This is a genomic window from Macrococcus psychrotolerans, assembly GCF_038095555.1.
GTDB classification, from domain to species: domain Bacteria; phylum Bacillota; class Bacilli; order Staphylococcales; family Staphylococcaceae; genus Macrococcoides; species Macrococcoides psychrotolerans.
The window spans coordinates 875020-896227 of record NZ_CP124591.1 but is presented as its reverse complement, the minus strand read 5'-3'; the positions used below and the strand labels follow the sequence as shown (position 1 = coordinate 896227).

Annotated in this window: 23 protein-coding genes; 2 read left to right on the top strand and 21 right to left on the bottom strand. The window is 38.5% G+C overall.

Annotated features, from left to right (window positions below; translation table 11 throughout):
• Position 1: 1 nt before the first annotated feature.
• From fabD to QA539_RS04495, 9 genes are all read right to left on the bottom strand, one after another.
• Entirely contained in the window at positions 2-898 is an 897-nt protein-coding gene (gene fabD, locus QA539_RS04535; protein ID WP_413475318.1) for an ACP S-malonyltransferase, read from the bottom strand.
• Positions 891-1871: a phosphate acyltransferase PlsX gene (gene plsX / locus QA539_RS04530; RefSeq protein ID WP_099483188.1), complete on the bottom strand. Its 981-nt coding sequence runs from the start codon at positions 1869-1871 to the stop codon at positions 891-893. Before plsX ends, fabD begins: the two co-directional genes overlap by 8 nt.
• 2 nt (positions 1872-1873) lie before the next feature.
• Positions 1874-2437 (bottom strand): transcription factor FapR, encoded by a 564-nt coding sequence (gene fapR / locus QA539_RS04525; RefSeq protein ID WP_099483189.1) that lies wholly within the window; start codon positions 2435-2437, stop codon positions 1874-1876.
• A gap of 163 nt (positions 2438-2600) precedes the next feature.
• Positions 2601-3230, bottom strand: a complete 630-nt coding sequence (locus QA539_RS04520; protein WP_419895547.1) for a class A sortase — start codon at positions 3228-3230, stop codon at positions 2601-2603.
• Between the two features lie 12 nt (positions 3231-3242).
• Entirely contained in the window at positions 3243-5279 is a 2037-nt protein-coding gene (recG, locus tag QA539_RS04515; RefSeq protein WP_419895546.1) for an ATP-dependent DNA helicase RecG, read from the bottom strand.
• Positions 5248-6138 carry an L-serine ammonia-lyase, iron-sulfur-dependent, subunit alpha gene (gene sdaAA / locus QA539_RS04510; RefSeq protein ID WP_219494601.1) on the bottom strand — a complete coding sequence of 297 codons (891 nt, stop codon included), beginning with the start codon at positions 6136-6138 and terminating at the stop codon, positions 5248-5250. Before sdaAA ends, recG begins: the two co-directional genes overlap by 32 nt.
• A 12-nt stretch (positions 6139-6150) precedes the next feature.
• Positions 6151-6816 (bottom strand): L-serine ammonia-lyase, iron-sulfur-dependent subunit beta, encoded by a 666-nt coding sequence (sdaAB, locus tag QA539_RS04505; RefSeq protein ID WP_219494599.1) that lies wholly within the window; start codon positions 6814-6816, stop codon positions 6151-6153.
• Between the two features lie 67 nt (positions 6817-6883).
• Positions 6884-8533, bottom strand: a complete 1650-nt coding sequence (locus QA539_RS04500) for a DAK2 domain-containing protein (RefSeq protein ID WP_419895591.1) — start codon at positions 8531-8533, stop codon at positions 6884-6886.
• A 10-nt stretch (positions 8534-8543) separates the two neighbouring features.
• Complete coding sequence (locus QA539_RS04495) at positions 8544-8918, bottom strand: Asp23/Gls24 family envelope stress response protein (RefSeq protein ID WP_099483194.1); 375 nt, start codon at positions 8916-8918, stop codon at positions 8544-8546.
• A gap of 253 nt (positions 8919-9171) precedes the next feature.
• On the opposite strand from QA539_RS04495, the gene rpmB reads away from it, so the two are divergent.
• The gene (gene rpmB, locus QA539_RS04490; protein ID WP_219494595.1) at positions 9172-9360 is read left to right on the top strand and encodes a 50S ribosomal protein L28; all 189 of its coding nucleotides are present in this window, start codon (positions 9172-9174) and stop codon (positions 9358-9360) included.
• A gap of 46 nt (positions 9361-9406) precedes the next feature.
• Here the strand turns inward: rpmB and QA539_RS04485 are convergent, their stop codons facing one another.
• The 4 genes from QA539_RS04485 to QA539_RS04470 all read right to left on the bottom strand — a co-directional run bounded on the left by QA539_RS04485 (position 9407) and on the right by QA539_RS04470 (position 11940).
• Positions 9407-10045 carry a thiamine diphosphokinase gene (locus QA539_RS04485; protein WP_219494593.1) on the bottom strand — a complete coding sequence of 213 codons (639 nt, stop codon included), beginning with the start codon at positions 10043-10045 and terminating at the stop codon, positions 9407-9409.
• Positions 10042-10692 carry a ribulose-phosphate 3-epimerase gene (gene rpe, locus QA539_RS04480; RefSeq protein ID WP_419895545.1) on the bottom strand — a complete coding sequence of 217 codons (651 nt, stop codon included), beginning with the start codon at positions 10690-10692 and terminating at the stop codon, positions 10042-10044. Before rpe ends, QA539_RS04485 begins: the two co-directional genes overlap by 4 nt.
• Positions 10692-11567: a ribosome small subunit-dependent GTPase A gene (rsgA, locus tag QA539_RS04475; RefSeq protein WP_219494590.1), complete on the bottom strand. Its 876-nt coding sequence runs from the start codon at positions 11565-11567 to the stop codon at positions 10692-10694. The genes rpe and rsgA overlap by 1 nt, the downstream gene beginning before the upstream one ends.
• A gap of 79 nt (positions 11568-11646) precedes the next feature.
• Positions 11647-11940, bottom strand: a complete 294-nt coding sequence (locus tag QA539_RS04470; RefSeq protein WP_219494587.1) for a hypothetical protein — start codon at positions 11938-11940, stop codon at positions 11647-11649.
• 69 nt (positions 11941-12009) lie between these two features.
• Between QA539_RS04470 and QA539_RS04465 the strand changes: the two genes are divergently transcribed.
• Positions 12010-12297 (top strand): rhodanese-like domain-containing protein, encoded by a 288-nt coding sequence (locus QA539_RS04465; protein WP_419895544.1) that lies wholly within the window; start codon positions 12010-12012, stop codon positions 12295-12297.
• A gap of 28 nt (positions 12298-12325) precedes the next feature.
• Here QA539_RS04465 and QA539_RS04460 read toward each other — a convergent pair whose 3' ends face one another.
• From QA539_RS04460 to def, 8 genes are all read right to left on the bottom strand, one after another.
• Positions 12326-13603, bottom strand: coding sequence for a cytochrome P450 (locus QA539_RS04460; RefSeq protein WP_419895543.1), 1278 nt, complete (start codon positions 13601-13603; stop codon positions 12326-12328).
• 48 nt (positions 13604-13651) lie between these two features.
• Complete coding sequence (locus QA539_RS04455) at positions 13652-14521, bottom strand: hypothetical protein (protein ID WP_419895542.1); 870 nt, start codon at positions 14519-14521, stop codon at positions 13652-13654.
• A 71-nt stretch (positions 14522-14592) separates the two neighbouring features.
• Positions 14593-16563, bottom strand: a complete 1971-nt coding sequence (gene pknB / locus QA539_RS04450) for a Stk1 family PASTA domain-containing Ser/Thr kinase (protein WP_419895541.1) — start codon at positions 16561-16563, stop codon at positions 14593-14595.
• A gap of 1 nt (position 16564) precedes the next feature.
• Positions 16565-17302, bottom strand: a complete 738-nt coding sequence (locus QA539_RS04445; RefSeq protein WP_283721626.1) for a Stp1/IreP family PP2C-type Ser/Thr phosphatase — start codon at positions 17300-17302, stop codon at positions 16565-16567.
• Between the two features lie 4 nt (positions 17303-17306).
• The gene (rlmN, locus tag QA539_RS04440; RefSeq protein WP_012656707.1) at positions 17307-18398 is read right to left on the bottom strand and encodes a 23S rRNA (adenine(2503)-C(2))-methyltransferase RlmN; all 1092 of its coding nucleotides are present in this window, start codon (positions 18396-18398) and stop codon (positions 17307-17309) included.
• Positions 18398-19702: a 16S rRNA (cytosine(967)-C(5))-methyltransferase RsmB gene (gene rsmB, locus QA539_RS04435; protein ID WP_419895540.1), complete on the bottom strand. Its 1305-nt coding sequence runs from the start codon at positions 19700-19702 to the stop codon at positions 18398-18400. The genes rlmN and rsmB overlap by 1 nt, the downstream gene beginning before the upstream one ends.
• Positions 19692-20624, bottom strand: a complete 933-nt coding sequence (gene fmt, locus QA539_RS04430; protein ID WP_419895539.1) for a methionyl-tRNA formyltransferase — start codon at positions 20622-20624, stop codon at positions 19692-19694. Before fmt ends, rsmB begins: the two co-directional genes overlap by 11 nt.
• A complete protein-coding gene (gene def, locus QA539_RS04425; RefSeq protein ID WP_419895538.1) occupies positions 20617-21099 on the bottom strand; it encodes a peptide deformylase in 483 nt (160 codons plus the stop codon). Before def ends, fmt begins: the two co-directional genes overlap by 8 nt.
• Positions 21100-21208 lie beyond the last annotated feature (109 nt).

Genomic DNA, 21208 nt, shown 5'->3' with positions numbered 1-21208 from the left:
ATTAAACCTCACTTATTTCATTTGTAGTAGTAATATTTCTAACAGTAATATTACGTTCTATCTTTTTTACGAGTGCAGTGAGCACCTTTTTAGGTCCGATTTCAACAAACTCAGTGACTCCTTGATCAATCAGATAACGAATAGAATCTGTAAATTCCACTGGAGAATATAATTGTTTTACTAAATTCTCCTTGATGCGCTTCGCATCAATTTCTGATGATGCATTTACATTTTGCACAACAGGAATTTGTGCTTCTTGAAAATCAAACTGCTCAAGATACGCCCTGAATTCTTCTTCGATTACTTTCATAAGCTCTGAATGAAATGGACCACTCACATTGAGCGGAATAATTTTCTTTAAGCCGAGTTCATGTTTTCTGTCAATGAGTGCTTCTATACATTGCGTATGACCAGACACAACAATTTGTCCTGGACCATTAATATTTGCAACGTTTAATAGATGACCATCATTGCTAACAGCTTCACAAGCCTCTTCTATAACCCATCGATCTGTTCCAATAACTGCCGCCATCTTTCCCACACCTTGAGGATATGCTTCGCTCATTAACTGACCTCGTTTGTAGACGATTTGAACAGCGTCCTCTTTAGTTAATACACCAGATGCGACTAATGCACTGTATTCTCCTAGACTATGGCCTAGACAATAGTCAAACGGCTGTTGAATTTGCTCTAACAATACAACGCTGTGCATTACAATTGCCGGTTGTGTATACTTCGTGTCATTAACTGCTTCATCATGGTGCATAATATTGACGAGGTCGACATCAAACAGACGATTCAATTGTTTAAGCGTCTCTTGTCCCCGCTCGTTAAAATCGTCGGTCATACCAATAAACTGTGACCCTTGTCCCGGAAACAGTAGCGCCCGCTTACTCATGTGTTACCTCTTGCTTTAACAATGATATAACATCTTCTGTTGCTGATTGTCGTGCTTGTTTAAGCGCATTGAAGAATGCTTTCTTATCACTCGAACCATGCGCTTTAATAACAATTCCATCAACTCCAAATAATACGGCACCTCCATACTCTGAGTAATCCATCTTATTTTTAAGTTGCATCAAATCTTTTTTTATGAGCCCTGCTGCAATTTTTGTTTTTGTTGAAGCTAACAAAGTTTCTTTCAGCATCTTAAAGATATTGTTCGCTGTACCTTCTAAGGTCTTTAGAATCATATTTCCTGTAAATCCATCAGTAACCACGATATCTGCTGCATAGTTTAGCAGTGCTTTAGATTCAACATTACCGATAAAGTTGATTGATGTCTCTTCTTTTAGTAGGTTAAACGTATCACGTGCGAGTTGATTCCCTTTTTTATCTTCTGTGCCAATATTTGCGAGTCCTACAGACGGGTTACTGATACCACGATTTTTCTGCGTATAAATCGATGCCATTTTAGCATATTGGACGAGGTGTTCTGGCTTGGCATCAGCATTTGCACCCATATCCAGTAACATAAATCCTTCATCATTAATTGTTGGTAATGTCAGCGCAAGTGCAGGACGTTCGATTCCCTTTATTCTTCCGATGACAAATAATCCCGCAGCCATCAATGCACCCGTATTACCAGCAGAAACAACAGCATCAGTTTCCTTTAGTTTCACGCTCTCTGCTGCACGCACCATGGAAGCATCCTTCTTTCGTCGAATCGCACGCACAGGTTCATCTTCCATCGTGATGACTTGCGTTGTATGATGCATCTTTAGTCGCGGATGATTAAGTCGATTGTCTTTTTCATCACCGTACAGATGGATCTCTACATCATTAAATTCCTTAAGGAACATTTCAATTCCATCTAGAACAATGTCTGGTGCATTGTCTCCCCCATGCATATCTACTGCTATCTTAATCATATTTAAGCTCCTTTATTATTGTAATACATCTCAAACTCGCCATAGAACACTTGACTTTGATTGACTGTGCTGAAGACTTCGATCTTTGCTCTTTGGTCCTTCTTCTCAATAAGCACTGCCTTTGTTATAACTCGGTCACCAAGCATTACAGGCTTCTGGAAATGTATATTGCTTGAAACAGTCAGTGCAAATTCATCATTGATTAGAGCAACACACAGTGAATTTGCCTGTGCAAATAAATAATGTCCTCTCGCAATGTTATTTCGACTGAACACATGCTCTTTCTTAATATCCAGAATAGATAATGCCATATGATCAAGTTCAATATCGATAACTTCTCCAATAATATCATCCATAGATAACGTTCTAATTTCGTCGTGTGATTTAACCGCTACATTCTTAATACGCTCTCTTAATTCAGGTATATTAAGTTCCAGACGGTCAAGTCGAATGGTCTGTATGCTTACATTAAATTCATGACTTAATGTTTCATCCGTTATGAATGGGTCGTTTTCCAATAATTGCTGTAACTGTTCCTGTCTTAAGTGCTTTGACAACTTTTTCATGCATTCATTTCCCTTATTAGTAGTTGGTCTTAATACTAGTAAATATAACAAAAATATAAACACACTGCAACAAAAAAAGGAAAAGACATTTGTATGCCTTATTCCTTTGACCTTCACAAAACGATTCATTTTTATAAGCGTATCTATTTTACCTTTTGACCTGCTACTTTTGACCATTTCTTTCAATTATCTGCGCTTTGACAATCATTCGCTTCTCAAACATTAAAGTATCTGGGTTATAATCGTTACACGTAATCAAGGTAAGTTCCTGTGGATTTCCAGGCTTTTCATCTAGTACACCGACTTCAGTCGGTTGCACATCATAGATCTTTGTAATCTTATAAATATTCTTGCCGCTTCTCGATAATAATTCAACAGTATCGCCAACTTTTGCACGGTCCAGATAGTTGAAACGAATCCCTGCACCTTCTACACGATGACCCGCAATCGCAACATTCTGTTCTGTTATCTTTTCACCTTTATCTACAAGTACGACACCATTTTTCATTGCTTCTTGGGTTGCCGGTCCTTTATATAATGGCTCGTTTATATCTGCAGCCGGAACTTTTAAGTAGCCGATCATATTGTCTTTAAGCTTTAATTTTTCAGGTTCCGTTTTAGTGATCCATTTTTCAAAACCATTAACATTTACTTTATCATCATTCTTCTCATATGACTGTATAATCTTTTGGTTGACTGAATGCGTGAAATACGCACGAATATCCTGCCAGAAAAACATCGTAATCGCTGCTACGATACATAGAACTCCGATCAATCTTACGATAACTCTCATTTCAATCTCCTCTTAGTCAAGTTGATGTTCAGCAAGGTCTGCATCTAGACGCATCTTTAATGCGTGTAATTCAGGTTGCGCGATTGCACCACTTAGTATTAACTCGCTTGCTTCGTCACGCGCAACTTCCAGCATGCGATAATCCTCAACAATATTTGCTACCTTAAAGTCCGGTAGACCACTTTGCTTAATGCCGAAGAAGTCACCTGGTCCTCTCATTTCCAGATCCTTTTCACTGAGTACAAAGCCATCTGTTGTCTGCGTCATAATCTGCAACCTTTCTATGCCTGTTTCGCTTTCTGGGTTGCCCACCAATATGCAATAACTTTGGTAAGAACTTCGACCGACACGACCTCTTAACTGATGCAAAGTAGATAAACCAAAGCGTTCTGCATCATAGATGACAATCATCGTAGCGTTCGGAACATTCACACCGACTTCAACGACTGTTGTAGATACTATAACATCAAATTCATGGTTTTGGAATTTATTCATCACTTCATCTTTTTCTTCTGTCTTCATCTTACCATGGAGTAGTCCTACTTTATCAGTGCCAAATAGCCTTTGATAAGCTTCATAGATTTCAATTGCGTTTTTTACATCTAAATGTTCTGAAGCTTCAATCAGCGGACATATCACATAGACTTGTCGGCCTGCTCGTATTTCACGTGCAGTCTTATCATGGACAATTTCAATTTCCTCATGTTTCGCCCATTCTGTAATAATGGGTTTACGTCCTTTTGGCATCTGTTTAATCGTTGAAACGTCAAGTTCACCAAATACAGAGATTGCTAATGTACGTGGTATCGGTGTAGCCGTCATAAAGAGTACATTTGCATCATTGCCTTTTTCACGTAATAATTTACGTTGATTTACTCCAAACCTATGCTGCTCATCGGTGATAACTAAACCGAGATCATGAAATTGCACGGGTTCACTGATAAGCGCATGTGTACCTACAATGATATCGATATCGCCACATTCTAACGCTTCTAAAATTAATCTCCGCTTTTTACCTTTGACTGAACTTGTAAGAAGCGCAATGTTTAGTGATTCACCATAGATTTCAGATAAACTTTCTGCATGCTGTTCAGCTAGTATTTCTGTCGGTACCATCAATGCACTTTGTCTACCTGCAGTCATTAATGCATACATGCAAATTGCAGCAACAATAGTCTTCCCTGATCCTACGTCACCTTGGAGCAGCCTATTCATGCGAAATTCATGCTTCATATCCCGAAATATTTCATTGACAACTTGTTTTTGTGCATCTGTCAGTTCGAAGGGCAGCGTATCAATAAACGCCTTAACCTTCGTAATATCATAATCGACCTTGCTATGTGGCGCCCCGCTTTGTTCAAGCTGATTAAGCATACGCATCTTAAGCTGAAAGAGTAATAATTCACAAAAAGCAAAACTTCTACGTGCCTGCTGCAAATGTTTATGGTTTGAAGGAATATGTAACTCATATAGCGATTGATCCAGATCCCAGAGTTTATATTTCACTTTTAAGTGATCCGGCAAAAAGGGATGAATTTTCACGGTCTGAAACGCGCTGTCAATCATTTTTCTAAACTGCGCTCGCTTAATCAAACCTTTCAGACTATATTGCGGGACAAGCTGCACACCTGAATGTTCATCTTCTGATATTTTACTGCCTTGAATCACTTGCTTTGATCTGTTCCATTTGCCGGTGACTTTGACCGTCTTGCCTATCTCTGCAATCCGCTTCACATACATCTGATTAAAGAATTCTATCTTCACCGCGACATTGTCAACCATCATATGGAATGATACTTTAGATTTTCCGCGCCCAAAATGAGCCAAAACAGGCGCAGAGTAAATTTCACCCTGCACCGTTATTTTTGCACCCTCTTCGGCTTCATGTAAATTAATGACGGTTTCATCTTCATATTTATAAGGCAGATATAATATGAGGTCTTCAATAGAATGTATATTGAGTGAATTGAGACTCTCTAAAGATTTCGGGCCGACACCTCTTAACTCCTTCAATGTACTATCTGTTATTAGAAGATGCTGATTTTCCAAAGATTCTTTCCTTCATTTCCTGGCCAGTCTTAGTGCCTGCAAGACCTCCACGACCTGTCTCACGCAGTGCACTTGGCATTGTTAAACCTATCTTATACATCGCTTCAATTACTTCATCTGTCGGAATTCTGCTCTCCACACCTGCAAGCGCCATATCTGCTGATACAATAGCGTTGGATGCACCAGCTGCATTTCTTTTTACACACGGTACTTCTACAAGTCCAGCTACAGGATCACATACAAGACCCAGCATATTCTTAAGACAAATACTGAATGCATGTGCACTCATCTGTGGCGAGCCACCAGCCATCTCTACGATCGCTGCTGCTGCCATAGCTGCTGCGCTGCCTACTTCTGCCTGACACCCCCCTGCAGCACCGGAGATAGAGGCATTATTAGCCACAACAAATCCAAATGCTCCAGTCGTAAACAAGAATTTAATCATCTGTTCACGCGATGGATTCAGTCTTGCTTTCATAGCAAATAATGTTCCTGGTACTACTCCAGCACTGCCAGCAGTCGGTGTTGCACAAATTAATCCCATGGCAGCGTTCACTTCATTTGTCGCAACCGCTTTTGAAACTGCATCCAGCAAGGTCGCGCCACTCAACGTATTGCCCTTTGCAATATAATTTCGTAACTTCACCGCATCCATTCCAGTTAAACCTGTAGGACTTGTAACACCATCCAGACCACGCGCTACAGCTTGTTCCATTACGATTAAATTTCTTTCCATATTCGACATTACTGTTTCGTAATCAAGCTTACTTACAGCCATCTCTTGTGCAATCATAACGTCTGCTATGCTTTTATTTTCTGTCTCACAAATATGTATCAGTTCTTCTACGCTTTTAAACATAACTTCTCCCCTCTATGATTCTGTCATCAACGTTACAGTCTGAATACCCTCACAACGCCTAATCTGCTCTAGTACATCATCTGTTATCTCATCATCTAGTTCACATGTCATTAAAGCAAGGTCGCCTTTTTCCTTACGTGAGACCTGCATCTGACCGACATTAATTTTGTGGTCGCTAAGAATACTTGTAACTTTCGCAATCGTGCCGAACGTATCTTTATGAAATACGAGTAACGCAGGATAATTCCCCGAAATTGCAATCGGAAAACCATTTAATGCAACTATTTCAATCTTACCCCCTCCAATTGAAATGCCTTCGATAGAGAGCTGCTGATCATGACTTCTCATGTTGAGAACGGCAGTATTAGGGTGACTTCTTTCTTCTGTCATCTCAATAAAATTTATCTGTAATCCTGCTTCTTCCGCAAGTTCAACGCTTTTTGGAATACGACTGTCATCCGTATCAAAACCTAACAGACCTGCAACTAATGCCACATCTGTTCCATGTCCTTTATATGTTTCCATAAATGAACCATATAAATAGATATCAACAGCATCCGGCATCCTTCCAAATAAATCTCTGGCAACTAAACCGATTCTGACTGCACCTGCTGTATGTGAAGATGATGGACCCACCATCACCGGGCCGATAATATCAAATACACTTCTATATTTCATAAAGCTCCCCCTTATCCATTAAAAAGAACTACACTTTAAAGTGTAGTTCTAATACATATAGATTAACTTATTCTACAGAAAACATAAAGCTATATATAGGCTGTTTTCCATCTTGTATTTCAATTTCAATATCTTCATAATTTTCACTTAAGAAATTTTCAATGGCAGCAACATTTTCATCTGCAGCATCGATTCCTTTAATGATCGTAACAATTTCTGCATCTTCATCAATCATTGATTTCAATAATTCAATACATACTTTGTTCTGATCTTTATCCGATACCGTAATCTTACTCTCATTAATACCCATAAATGCATCTTTCTCAATATTAACACCATCAATAGTCGTATCTCTGACAGCATATGTAACGGAACCTGACTTCACATGCTGCATCGCTTCTGTCATTGATGCCTTATTGTCATCACTAGATGCTTCCGGATTGTATGCAAGCATCGCACCTAATCCTTGTGGTATTGTCTTAGACGGCACTACTGCTACAGGAATATCCACAACTTGAGCTGCTTGTTCTGCAGCCATAATTATGTTCTTATTATTCGGTAGAACGACCGCTTCTTTACATCCACTTGCTTCAATAATCTTTACAATATCTTCAGTAGATGGATTCATCGTCTGTCCACCGCTAATAACATGCGTTGCACCAATTGACCTGAATAACTCAGTAATACCCTCACCCATAGAAATTGTGATCAACGCTTTTTCTACTTTCTCAATCTCGTTTTTAGTTTCCTTAATACCACGCTTACGTAGCACTTCGCGATGCTGTTCACGCATATTCTCTATCTTAATCTTGATAATCTCTCCATATTGACTACCATATGTTAATGCTTCCCCAGGTGTTTCTGAGTGAACATGCGTTTTAACGATTTCTTCATCAGAAATCACAAGGAGCGAGTCACCAAACTTAGACATATCTTCTCTGAAACCATCTTCATTAAATGGTTTCATTCCATCTTTAAATCGAACCATAAATTCAGTACAGAATCCTGGTACGATGTCTTCAGTTTTAACCACATCACCGAAGTCATGATCATCATTAATAAAGTCGTCATTAATATCTCGCTTAACAGGTGCTGCAATTGTTTCACCCTTTAAAACAGCAAGGAATCCTTCATAGACATACATCAAACCCTGACCGCCGCTATCTACTACCCCAACTTCTTTTAATACTGGAAGTAGGTCTGGTGTACGCTTTAATGATTCGTTCCCAGCTTTAACGAGCGCTTCCATAATTACGATACAGTCATCCGTTGATTCACTAGCCTTCATAGCAGCTTCTCCAGCTTCACGGGCAACTGTAAGAATGGTACCTTCAACGGGTTTCATTACTGCCTTATAAGCTGTTTTTACACCTGCTTGAAATGCTTTAGCAAATTTTTGGGCGTCTATCGCACTCTCCGCTTCGATATACTTAGAAAACCCTCTGAATAGCTGTGATAGAATAACGCCCGAATTCCCACGTGCTCCCATTAATAAACCTTTTGAGAATGCAATTCCAACGTTTCCAATATGTGCTTCAATATTCTCCTCAGTTTCTTTCGCACCTGAACTCATCGAAAGATTCATATTCGTTCCAGTATCACCATCTGGTACCGGAAAGACGTTCAGTGAATCTACATAGTCTGCATTTTGAGATAAGTTATTTGCTCCTGTGATGATCATTTCAGCAAATAGCTTGCCGTCAATTGTTTTCATTATGAAATCCTCCCTATTCTTCATCATCCAGTTTGATGACACGTACACCTTGAATGTATATGTTTACTGAATTAACCGTTAAGTTTAAAGTTTGTTCTAAAGTGTATTTAACTGTCGATTGTACATTACTTGCAATTTCAGAAATTTTTGTGCCATATGCAACAATAATATACATATCAACATCTAAAGTACCGTTATTATTTGTTACGATAACACCTTTAGAATAGTTGTCACGCCCTAAAATATCTGCAATACCATCTCTAACCTGATGTTTACTTGCCATACCGATGATACCATAACATTCAACTGCCGCTCCACCTGCAATCGTTGCGATAACATCGCTAGAGATATCGATTGAACCAAATTCATTTGTTATTTCTAATGTCATTTCATTGCCTCCCTTGTTTATACACTCGTCATATTATTATAATCAATAAATATTCATAATTACAAGAAATCTATTGTTTAAAGGTAAAAATAATATTATATATAATATTATCTTAAGTAACTACTGTAATTTTTACTCTATTGTTACAACTGATAAACAAAAATTTATTGCATTACATATTGAATTATGTTAAATTATTATGGTATGTAAAAGATAAGTGTATCTCTATATTCTATTAAAGGAGGCAAAAACAATGGCTAAAGTATGTCATGTTACAGGTCGTAAAGCCGTAACAGGTAACAATCGTTCTCACGCAATGAACTACAGCAAACGTCGCTTCGGAGCTAACTTACAAAAAGTCCGCATCTTAGTAGATGGTAAGCCTAAACGTGTATGGGTTTCAGCTCGTGCATTAAAATCAGGTAAAGTGACTCGCGTTTAATTGAATATATAGATACAAAAAAGACCTTTGTGTGAAAGGTCTTTTTTTATTGCTCTGTACTTTGTATACAATAAACCATCCCTTGTTCTACCGTAACTTGCGCACGACGCTCAACAAATTCATTTGAAATCGTTCTTGTAATTCCAAGATTCACTTCCAGGCGATCAGCATCATATTTAAATCCTTCAAGTGTCAAAGTTACTCCGTCATTCACCGGAATAAAGGATATATACTTTTTATCAGGTTCATGTTCAATAATGTGTGTGCCTGCAGTAAGTACCTGAATCGTATTATACGCATTAACGATATGAAATTCGCTTGCCGACAATAATATTTCTGGATGCAATAATGTCTGCAGGTTTCCAAGAAAATGATCGAGTCTTCCGCCCGTCGCACCATGAATAAATACTTTGTTGTATTCTAAGTCTTTCGCATACTGCATTGCAACTTCAAGGTCTGTTTCATTCTTTTCAGCAGGAAGAAGGTCGATATCGATAACAGACTCTATACGTAATTTCTCTGTCTCATCAATAGAATCGAAATCTCCAAATGCTGCGATTGGTCGAATGTTATGATCAATCAGCATCAACGCACCATAATCCACACCTATCCAGTCATCACTTCCATACATCTCAAATATCGATTCATCTACTTCCAGCTGCGTACATAATATATGAAGATTCATCCTACTTCTCCTTTCAATATCTTTACTGGTACTTTATAATCATCATGCTTAAAGAAATAAGAACCTGCTACAAGCACATCAGCACCGGCTGCTTTACATAAAAGTGCTGTATCTTCATTGACACCGCCATCAACTTCTATTTCATATGAAAGTCCATGCTTATTTCGATATTCATTTAAGGAACGAATCTTATCAACACCACTCTTGATAAATGACTGACCACCGAAACCTGGATTAACTGTCATAACGAGAACAAGATCAACCATATCAAGAACCGGGATAATCGATTCGACCGGCGTTCCTGGATTAAGTGTAATCCCTGCTTTCTTGCCAGCATTTCGAATCATCTGCAACGCTCTATGAATATGCTTCGTAGATTCTACATGCACAGTGATAATATCACTGCCTGCATCAGCAAATGCTTGAATATACCGTTCCGGATCTTGTATCATCAAATGTGTATCAATCGTCAGATCTGTTATACTTCTAATTTGCTGTAATACTGGAAAAGCAAAAGAAATGTTCGGAACAAATTGGCCATCCATCACATCAAAATGAAGGTAATCTGCACCTGCTGCATGGAGGTCAGCTATTTCCTCTTTCAATTCAAGAAAATTACAGGACAACAAGCTTGGAGCTACTTTCATTAATATCTCACCTTTCTATTCTCAATTTCAGACATCATCTGTAAATAATGATCATACCTTGATTGCAGTATTTCACCTGTTGCCAGCGCTGTCTTTATCGCGCATTTCGGTTCATTAAGATGCAGGCATTCTCTAAACTTACATTGAGGCGAAAGCTTAACAAAATCCGGGAACATATTTTTAAGTTCATACTTATCGATGTTATCAAGTTCAAGAGAACTAAACCCTGGTGTATCTGCAATATAACCATTTTGTAGTGGTATTAGTTCGACATGCCTTGTCGTATGTTTACCACGATTTAAAGCGTTACTGATGACACCGGTATTTAAATTAGCATCAGGAATGAGGCTATTGATAAACGAAGACTTACCCACACCTGATTGGCCTGCCAGCACAGTGATTCCTTGAACGAGTGCGTCATAAGACTGTTCATTCAAATTGGTCACAAAATAAGTTTCATATCCGATAGATTCATACTGGTTTAGTGCACGTTCAATAAATAATGCCTCTTCTTTATTAATCAGGTCTTTCTTTGTCACAAGAATTACAGGTTCAATGCCATAAGATTCGACTTTAACGAGAAACTTGTCCAGTAAATTCAAGCTGAATTCAGGTTCTTTTGCACTTAGAACCACGATTACGCGATCAATGTTTGCTACAGGTGGACGTACCATACTGTTGTTCCTTTCATCAATAGACAAGATATAGCCGTCCGTCTCATTTTCAACTTGAAATTCTACAAAATCACCTACTAACGGAGAAATACCGCGTTTTCTAAAATTACCTCTCGCACGGCACTGATATATTTTCGCCTCACTTTTCACATAATAGAAACCACTTAATGCTTTTATAATCTGACCTTTAATACATATCACCTCTTCTTAATATTCACTTAAATTATAACATTCTCTTAGCTGTGAATATATATAAAACCACTTCTAGAATTCGAAGTGGTCAGTCAACTCTTTTTTGTAAGTATGATTTATATTCCTCTTTAAGCTCAAGGTTATACTTTTGAATGAGCTCTTTTTCAACCTCAGCTTTAATTCGATCGACATAATGCTTACTCGTCTGTCTGTATATTTTGTAAAGCAAATATAAAGTAAATCCTAAAATAACCAGAATAGATCCAAAACCTAATAGAATCATCGTCGTGAGCATATCAATCATATGATGTAACTGTGCTTCTTTATCTGCAATAAATTCCTGCACCCTGTCCAATGGATTCGTAAATAATATTATCTTCATCACCTCTTTTGTTATATTTTTAATTTTAGCCTAAACAGTGTATGATAAACAAAAAAGGAGGAAAATAATATGAAACATATTACAATAGATGCGTTACAGATTGGTACAGAAGCACATATTATTGATGTAAGAACACCAGAAGAATATAATGAAGGGCATATTAAAGGTGCAAAGAATATCCCACTGGATACAATTCCTGCTTCAGTCGATTCATTTAATGATGAAGATGAATACATCATCATCTGTAAGCGTGGAGGACGTGCGCTTCAGGCTGCTGAATATCTCGATAATGAGAATTTAAACATTACAGTAGTCGACCAAGGGATGGATGACTGGCAAGGTGAAATCACAAAATAAAATGACTGAGGCGCACGCCTCAGTCATTTTATTTTGTACGGTCGATATTCACCCTTATATTTTCAATATCCATTCCAGAAGCCACTTTACCAGGGAACTTTGTCGTATCCACTGTAAAGTCTTGAGGTGGTACATCATAAGAGATTTCATTTGCAAAGAATTTCATTGTTTCTTCCATAATGATGATCGTCATCCATTCACCTGCACAGCGGTGATTTGTGTAATAATCTCCTCCGCCTTGAGGGATCAGATCAAATGGGCTTCCGTCCCAGTTCTCAAAGCGGTAAGGATTAAATCTTTCAGGTTCACTGAATAAATCGTCTCGATGTAATGTACCATAGATATCCAGGAGCATCATCGTATCTTTTTTAATCTTGTAACCATCAAATGTAATATTTTCTTTCGCTTTACCTGGCAGGAATGGAACGAACGGATAATATCTTCTTACTTCCTGCACGAATTTATATGCATAATCCTCTTCGTTTAATGCAACACGAACACGTTCTCCAGGAAACTCGTGCAACGCTAGCACACCAAAGCTCACAAACTTATTGATTGCGACAAGCGGACGTATGACATTCATCAAGTCAACCGCGCAAAGTCTTGCGTCCATTGGTTTACCGTTCATATCTTCCCAGTGACTAAATTCATATAAGGCAGTTCCTTTTTCCGGATGAATCTTTCCTTTACGCACAGCTCTAATTTGATCCTCCAGAAATTGCTCGACACGTGCACGTGCTTTTTTCGCTTCACGATAGCCGCCATATAATGAACCAATCGCACTGAATGAATCAATCATCTTATTCATGTCATCTGCCATCTTTTTGATATTATCAGGGTTATCAGCAATACCTGCCCAGCGTAGTCCAACTTTAGTAAGCAGTTCAGTTGCTTCTTCATAGACATTTACTTTTTGTTTATATTGCATATGCTCAATGTTCTGGAACCAGTAAATACGCGCAAGCTTTCTTAAGTAGGCTAAGTTTTCATCGGTCATAAGAGACATAAATAATGCCTTACGATCAATATGCGTCTTACCCGCTGTAGTATGTATTGCACCTTTACCGAACAACGTCTTTACAACACGTTTAGGTAATGTACCTTTACGTTCTGTCTTATCGTTATCATAAAATAATTCAGCTGCGTCTTTACCGCTGATAACAACAGCAGCTTTACCTCCTAAAACATGCGTTTCGAAAATATTCGTATTGAATTTCTTCATACGTGCGGGAACGTATTCATAGCCTTCTTTCATAATCTTGAATGAATTATCAATACCTCTATCTTTAGGAATTCTTTTACTCATTGTTATACCCTCCATATTTATGTAATCAATAGTAAACTCTACCCTTAATTAGATATTTCTAACATGATTCACTGCATATTCTAAAATCTTATCTTGTGCAGCTTCATTATCAATTTCTACATCCGGATATGCTGTTCTTTCACCGGTTATACCATATTCAAAAGTATATGGTCCTAATTCAAGTGTTTCATACACACTTAATGCACCAAAAGTCTCTTCACCTACTTTTAATGCATCACTGTTAGAGGCAAAGGCTTCAGCACTTCCTTCAGTATGTCTGCTGATCAATATGATTTCCGGCTGGATATCATATAGTTGCTGTACCCCCTTTGTGTATCTTAAGTCTAGTATAATTGGAGTATCTTTAATGATAGTTTCTTGAATATTCACAAGTTGATCCGGTGCATAGATAGTAATCTGCTGATATGTATCTCGGATAAGAACTTGAGGTTCAGGTAACGCATAGCTATTTAATGTGAAGTGATAATGCTCACTTCCTCTCCTTATATCTGCATCGTGCTGCTTCATGATTAGGGGTGCCCATTCTTGTTTATGGAACGTATCATGAAAGAGCTGCTTGCGGTAACGGTCACTCAATACATCAACAGCATCACCGCTTAAATGTGTAATAATATCCCCGGTTACAAATCGTGTATCCTCATTCACTTCAATCACTTCAAGTCCCTCGTCTATTCTATTTACTACGAATCCGCTATGACGTTGATGTTGATAAAACTTAAAACTTTTCTGCTGATATTCTGCAAGATATTCTTTCATAATTTCAGCGAAGGTAAAATCGTTACCAGGAGCTAGCTGCTTCACAATCGTCGTATAGAGCTCTTTCGTTGCTTCATCATGTATATGTAATACCTCACTAATTTTTTCTGATACAGCTTTAAAAATATGATGATATTTCATAGACACTCCCCCTTTTATAGTTATTATACATTGAAAAGCAAAAGAAAAAAACTGGATGCACCTGCATCCAGTTAATTACCGAGTTCATTATAATTGATGTGTTCATTCATATACGTCTTACCATCAACTTTTACGAGGATGATTCCCTCTTTATCCTTACCTATTGTGAGATTAAAATTCTTTGTCGTGCTCTCTGTCGTCTTATATGATTCATACACTTTGTCTATATCATTATCTTTATCCTGAATAAAGATTTCAACTTTCTGCTTAGAACCTTCTCCACGGTATGGAATCGTAAATGTTCCAAAATATGATTTGTCATAATTGGAAGCGCTCGTATCGTTCTTTTCTTTTGGTTTTTCTGATGATGCCTTGTCCTCGGAAGAACTTTCCTTACCTTTAGATATAACGAAATTGATGATTGAGCCGTATTGATAATTTATATTACGTATATCCTGAGAAATAATTCTGCCCTTTGGTATCGATACAGAAGTTGTACTTTGCGCCACATTGACAATAAAACCGAGCGCTTCTAGTTCCTTTTTTGCAATATCGTAGGACTGCCCCGTAAAATCAGGAACATATACTTGTTCTGTACCTTTAGAAACTGTCAGAATTATCTCTGTATCCTCAGGAATAACTTTAGTACCAGCAGTTACACTTTGTTTCAGAATCTCTCCGGAGGAAGCCATGTCAAAGGTTTCTTTCAGTTTAATGCGCTTAAGCTGCTGTTTTTCCAGTTCTTTCTTTACATCCTTAATATTTTCCCCGACGTAGTCACCAATAGTGAAAGTTTTAGCCCCTTTTGAGATTTTTAAATCTACTTTCGAATGTGCATCTATCTTATTACCGGCAAGTGGCTTTGTATCAACAACTTGATTTTTTTCGTCTTCATTTGTAAACGTGTAGCTGACCTCGCCTTTTCTCAAATTATTATCGTCTAAAATTTGAGTTGCCTGTGTTAAAGATTTTCCATTTAGTTCAGGGACCGTTACTTTATATACTTTGAATAGAGCCGCATATACAACGGTACTTAAGGTAAACATAAGGATCAATGGAACAAGCCATAAAAGCCACCGCTTTTTATTTGCTGGTTTCTCAACGTATTGCTCCTTATGAATCGAACTTTCCTTAACAGATGGGGTCTCAGTCCTACTGTCTTTAACAATAGGAATCATCTTTGTCTTATCGTCTATCTCTGCTACTTTATCTTCTTTAGTTCTGCTAGCATCAAGCGCAGTTGTTACGTCTTCATACATCTCCTGAGTCGTTCGATACCTTCTGAGCTTATCTTTCATCGTTGCTTTATTGACTACATTTTCAAGGCTTTGGGGTATAGCGCTATTTTCCTCACGAATCGAAGGAATCGTCTCCTGGATATGTTTAATCGCGATACCAACTGCGGACTCCCCTTCAAAGGGGGGATGCCCAGTAAGCATTTCAAATAGCACGATACCTATGGAGTAGATATCGCTTGACTCATCGGTCCTGATTCCTTTTGCTTGTTCTGGAGAGAGATAATGGACGCTCCCCATAATATGATTTGTCTGAGTCATCGCTGTCTCACTCAGTGCACGTGCGATCCCAAAATCGGAAATCTTAAGCTCTTTATTGTCTGTCATCAATATATTTTGCGGTTTAATATCACGATGCACAATACGGTATGAATGAGCATGTTCAATCCCTCTCAAAATCTGTTTAGTAAAAAATACAGATTCTTCAGGTGATAATGGGCCATGCTGCTGTATATATTCATGGAGGGTTGGACCTTCTACGTATTCCATGACTAAATAATAGTGTCGCTCATCTTCATCTACATCAAGCACTTTAACAATATTTGGATGAGACAATGTCGTAGCGTTTTGAACTTCCCTCTGAAATCTTTGAACAGCACGTTCAACATCAACGTGAGGAATATTAATTATCTTAACCGCAACCCTCTGATTCAGGATAATGTCTTGAGCAAGATACACGCTACTCATGCCGCCTCCGCCAATATACTTTAGAAGCTTATAACGTTCACTAACGATCGTACCGAGCATGTTACATGCCCCCTTTTAAAGAAGCGATCACAATCGAAATATTGTCTTTAGCAGCGCTGTTTATAGCAGTCTCAATCAGCTGATTACCGATATCTTCGATTAGATTAATAGATTTAAATATGTCATGTATCTGTGTTTCTTCAACATAATCTGTCAATCCATCAGAAGTTAACATAATATAATTATATCTATTAAAATCATATACAAATACATCAGGATGCAAATGTTTATCACTCCCCATAACTTTTGTAATTACATTACGTTGAGGATGATGTTTCGCCTCTTCCTTCGTCAGACCCCCAGCCAAAAGAAGATGGTTGACAAACGTATGGTCACTGGTCGCTTGTCTAAGCTCTCGTTCATTTATAAGATAGGCTCTTGAATCTCCGACATTCGCGATGACCACATGATTATCGTAAAGCAATGCGCAGACAAGTGTCGTCCCCATACCCTGGTTATCGTCATTCAAATGAGATTGTTTATAGAGCTCACGATTAATTTCAGCGATGTTATTTCTAAGCCAGCTTTCTGCATATTCAAACTCTATGAAATTTTCTTCTTCAAAACGTGATTTAAGCATATCGTTGACCAATGCACTGGCAACATTTCCTGCATTATGTCCGCCCATACCATCGCAAATCACCATTAACATCTGGCCTGTATGATTATAATAAACGCCACCTGCGTCTTCATTTCTTGCTCTTACTGGACCGATATCGGTAAAAAAGCGTGCATGCATATCTCTACCTCGTTTCTTCTTGTCTCTCTTTCGCTCTTAACTGACCACAAGCTGCGTCAATATCAGAGCCATGTTCACGTCTAATTGTAGCATTGATTCCATTGCGTTTTAATTCTTTTTCAAACTTAAAGATATCTTCTTTCGGAGTACGAACATAGTCACGTTCAGGCACATGATTTACAGGGATCAAATTGACATGGCAGTTTAGGTGTTTAATCAGCTGGGCTAATTCTTTAGCGTGATGAACCTGATCGTTCACACCACCGAATAATCCATATTCAAAAGTAATACGGCGTCCTGTTTTATTGACATAGTATTCTATTGACTCCATTAACTTCTCTAGATCATAAGCGCGGTTAATCGGCATTAAGCGACTTCTAATATCGTTATTTGGTCCATGTAAACTAAGTGCAAAGTTGATCTGCAGTTCTTCATCGGCAAAGTCATAGATACGTGGGATGATGCCTGATGTAGATACTGTAATATGTCGCGCACCGATATTAAGACCATCATCATGATTAATAACCTTTAAGAAATCCATCATCTCTTCATAGTTTTCAAATGGTTCACCAATACCCATAATAACGACATGGCTTACTCGTTCCTCTACTTCGTCTAATGCTTTTTGAACATTTAGTACTTGTGCAACAATTTCGCCAGCTTCTAGATTTCGTTTCAAACCACCTAGAGTTGATGCACAGAACGTACAACCGATACGGCAGCCTACTTGCGTTGTCACACACACTGAATTGCCATAATCATGACGCATTAACACTGTTTCAATCGTATATCCATCCTGTAATTCAAATAGAAATTTAATTGTCCCATCTTTACTTTCCTGCTTAACAACAGTTTTTAACGTTGTCATCGTAAAGTTATCCTCTAACACTTTACGCAGTTCTTTCGATAAATTTGACATCTCTTCAAATGAGTTAACACGTTTTACGTATAACCAGTCGTAAATCTGTTTCGCTCTAAAGCTTTGCTGACCATGCGTTGCCAGCCATTCTTTTAATTCTCCGAGTTGTAATGAATAAATTGAGGGTTTATCAAAGTTCGGCATGAACTTTTTATTTTTCTTTTCTAATAATGCCATTATTTACACTTCCTTCTTAGTTTTGCAATGAAGAAGCCGTCAGAATTAAAGTCTTGCGGCAACACCTGCAACAATTTTTTCTTACCGATAACCGGTAGTTCAATCGCTTCTATTTCAAAGTCTTCATTTTGTTTGATAAATGAATACACAACGTTTTCATTTTCCATCTGTTCGATCGTACAAGTGGAATATACGAGAACACCACCAGGTTTCACTGCGTTAGCCACATTTTTCAATATTTCAAGCTGCAGTGGCCAAAGCGTATCGATATCCTTCTGTGTCTTCTCATACTTTATCTCTGGTTTACGTTTCATTACACCAAAGCCCGAGCACGGTGCATCCACTAATACACGATCATACTGTTTATCAAACGGAACTGTTGCATCGTGCACGCTCGGATGAATATTACGCAGTGATAGTCGTGTGATATTATACTGGATTAGATCTATCTTATGTGGATGAACGTCGTGACTATCAATATGTCCTGTTCTGTTCATCTTCTCTGCAATATGACAAGCTTTACCACCTGGTGCGCTACATGCATCAAGTATTGTTTCATCCGGTTGTGGATCCAGCACATTCGCAACAAGCATACTTGAAGCATCCTGAACACTTAAGAAACCATGTTTAAATAATTCATGCTGCACGATAGGCGGTCCATCGATTGTTAAACATTCAGGTAGAATTTCTGATTGTTTAACAGTGTAACCCGCTTCAGTCAGACGTTTTATTGCATCTTCTGGCGTAATCTTCGTCGTGTTCACACGAACTGTCGTATCCGGATAATTTAGAAATTCTTCCGCCATCTCACGCGTTGTGTCAAATCCAAAGTGTGTATTCCAGTGCTTTATCAGCCAAAGTGGTGTACTTGTTGCAACACTTAAACGCTTTAGGTCATCCTTTATTTCATTTAAATCACGTAACGGATTACGCTGAAAGTTTCTCAAAATTGCATTTACCGTATTCGCACCACCCACTGAGCCTCGGCGCTTCGTTATCTCCACCGCTTCATTGATGATGGCATGATCCGGCACTTTATCTAAATAGACAGACTGATAAATACTCATAAGTATAAGTCTTCTCATCCACCCTTTAATATTCGTCTTAATATACGGCGCCGCATAAAATTCTAACGTCAGTTTACGCTGCAGCGTGCCATATACAAGTTCCGTTAAGAGCGCACGGTCAACAGGTTCAACATAACCTTTCTTTATCGCTTCATTAATCAGTAGATTACTATATGCACCTTCTGTTAAAACTGCATCCAGTATTTCAAGTGCGACACTTCTCACATTATGCTTCATTAAACTTCATCCCAACAAGTTGTGACTTCGCACCTGCAACAAAACTTGCAGCATCCATGCGTTTCTTACCAGCAGGCTGTAATGATGTAATACGCACTGCTCTATCATTCGTCGCAATAACTATACCAGACTTGTCTGCCTGAATAATTTCTCCAGGTACACCACTGCCCTCAGCAATTTCTGAAGCCCACAGCTTCATAACCTTACCATCAAAGTTCGCAAATGCAACAGGCCATGGACTTAGCCCGCGAATATGGTTATGCACTTCAAGTGCACTGCGGTCAAATGTAACAAATTCTTCTTCACGACTGACGTTAGAGGCAAATGTCGCTTCACTGTCATTCTGGGATGTACGACTATTCGTGCCATCCAGTACGCTAGGCATTACTTCAAGTAATAGCTGCGTTCCTGCATCGCTTAACTTGTCGTGAAGTGTTCCGACTGTATCATCAACTTCTATCGGAACTTTCACAGTGTCAATCATATCTCCTGCATCAAGACGTTTCACCATATACATAATCGTCACACCCGAATACTTCTCACCATTAATAATCGCTTTATGAATCGGTGCACCGCCACGATACTTCGGTAACAGCGACGCATGTACATTAATACAACCGAGACGCGGAATCTCAAGAACGCGCTCCGGTAAAATCTGACCGAAAGCAGCAGTAACGATTAAATCTGGACTGAGCGCAAGCACTTTCTCGAATGCTTCATCACTTTTCATCGATTCCGGCTGGTACACTTCAATGCCTAAGCTTTCTGCCATCACCTTAACAGGAGGCGGTGTTAGTACGCGTTTACGCCCGACAGGCTTATCCGGCTGTGTAATAACGAGACTCACCCCATATGATTCGTGTAATGCCTTTAAGATTGGTGCTGAAAAGTCAGGCGTACCCATAAATATAATCTTACTCACCGTACATCTCCTCCAGTTCTTCCTCAGTTAACTGTTTCGTCATCTTTTCTGTGAACAGTTTCCCGTATAAGTGATCTACTTCATGCTGAATAATACGCGCAATATCATCATACGCAGTCATTTCAATCTTATTACCATCTAGATCGTTTGCTTCGATTACAATTTCAATCGAACGATCGACAAGACCGAATACACCAGGAATTGACAGACATCCTTCTACATCACTTTCCGTCTCTTCTGAATAGGAAACAATCTTCGGGTTCACAAGTTGCAATATACCGTCTGATTCCATATCTACTAATGCAACCTTTAAATCCACACCAATCTGAGGTGCAGCAATCCCAACGCCATCATGATGGAATAATGTATCTTCTAAATCTTTGATCAATGCCTTTAGACTCGCATCAAACTGCGTAACATCCTTAACTTCACGATGTAACAATGGGTTTTGTTCTTCTATTAATTGTTTAATCACGTAACTTCTCCTTTATATCTTCAATCATTCTATTTTACATGAAAACGCACTGTATTACCACGTATTGATATAAATGATAAAACTCTCCTTAAACAAAGTTAAAGAGAGC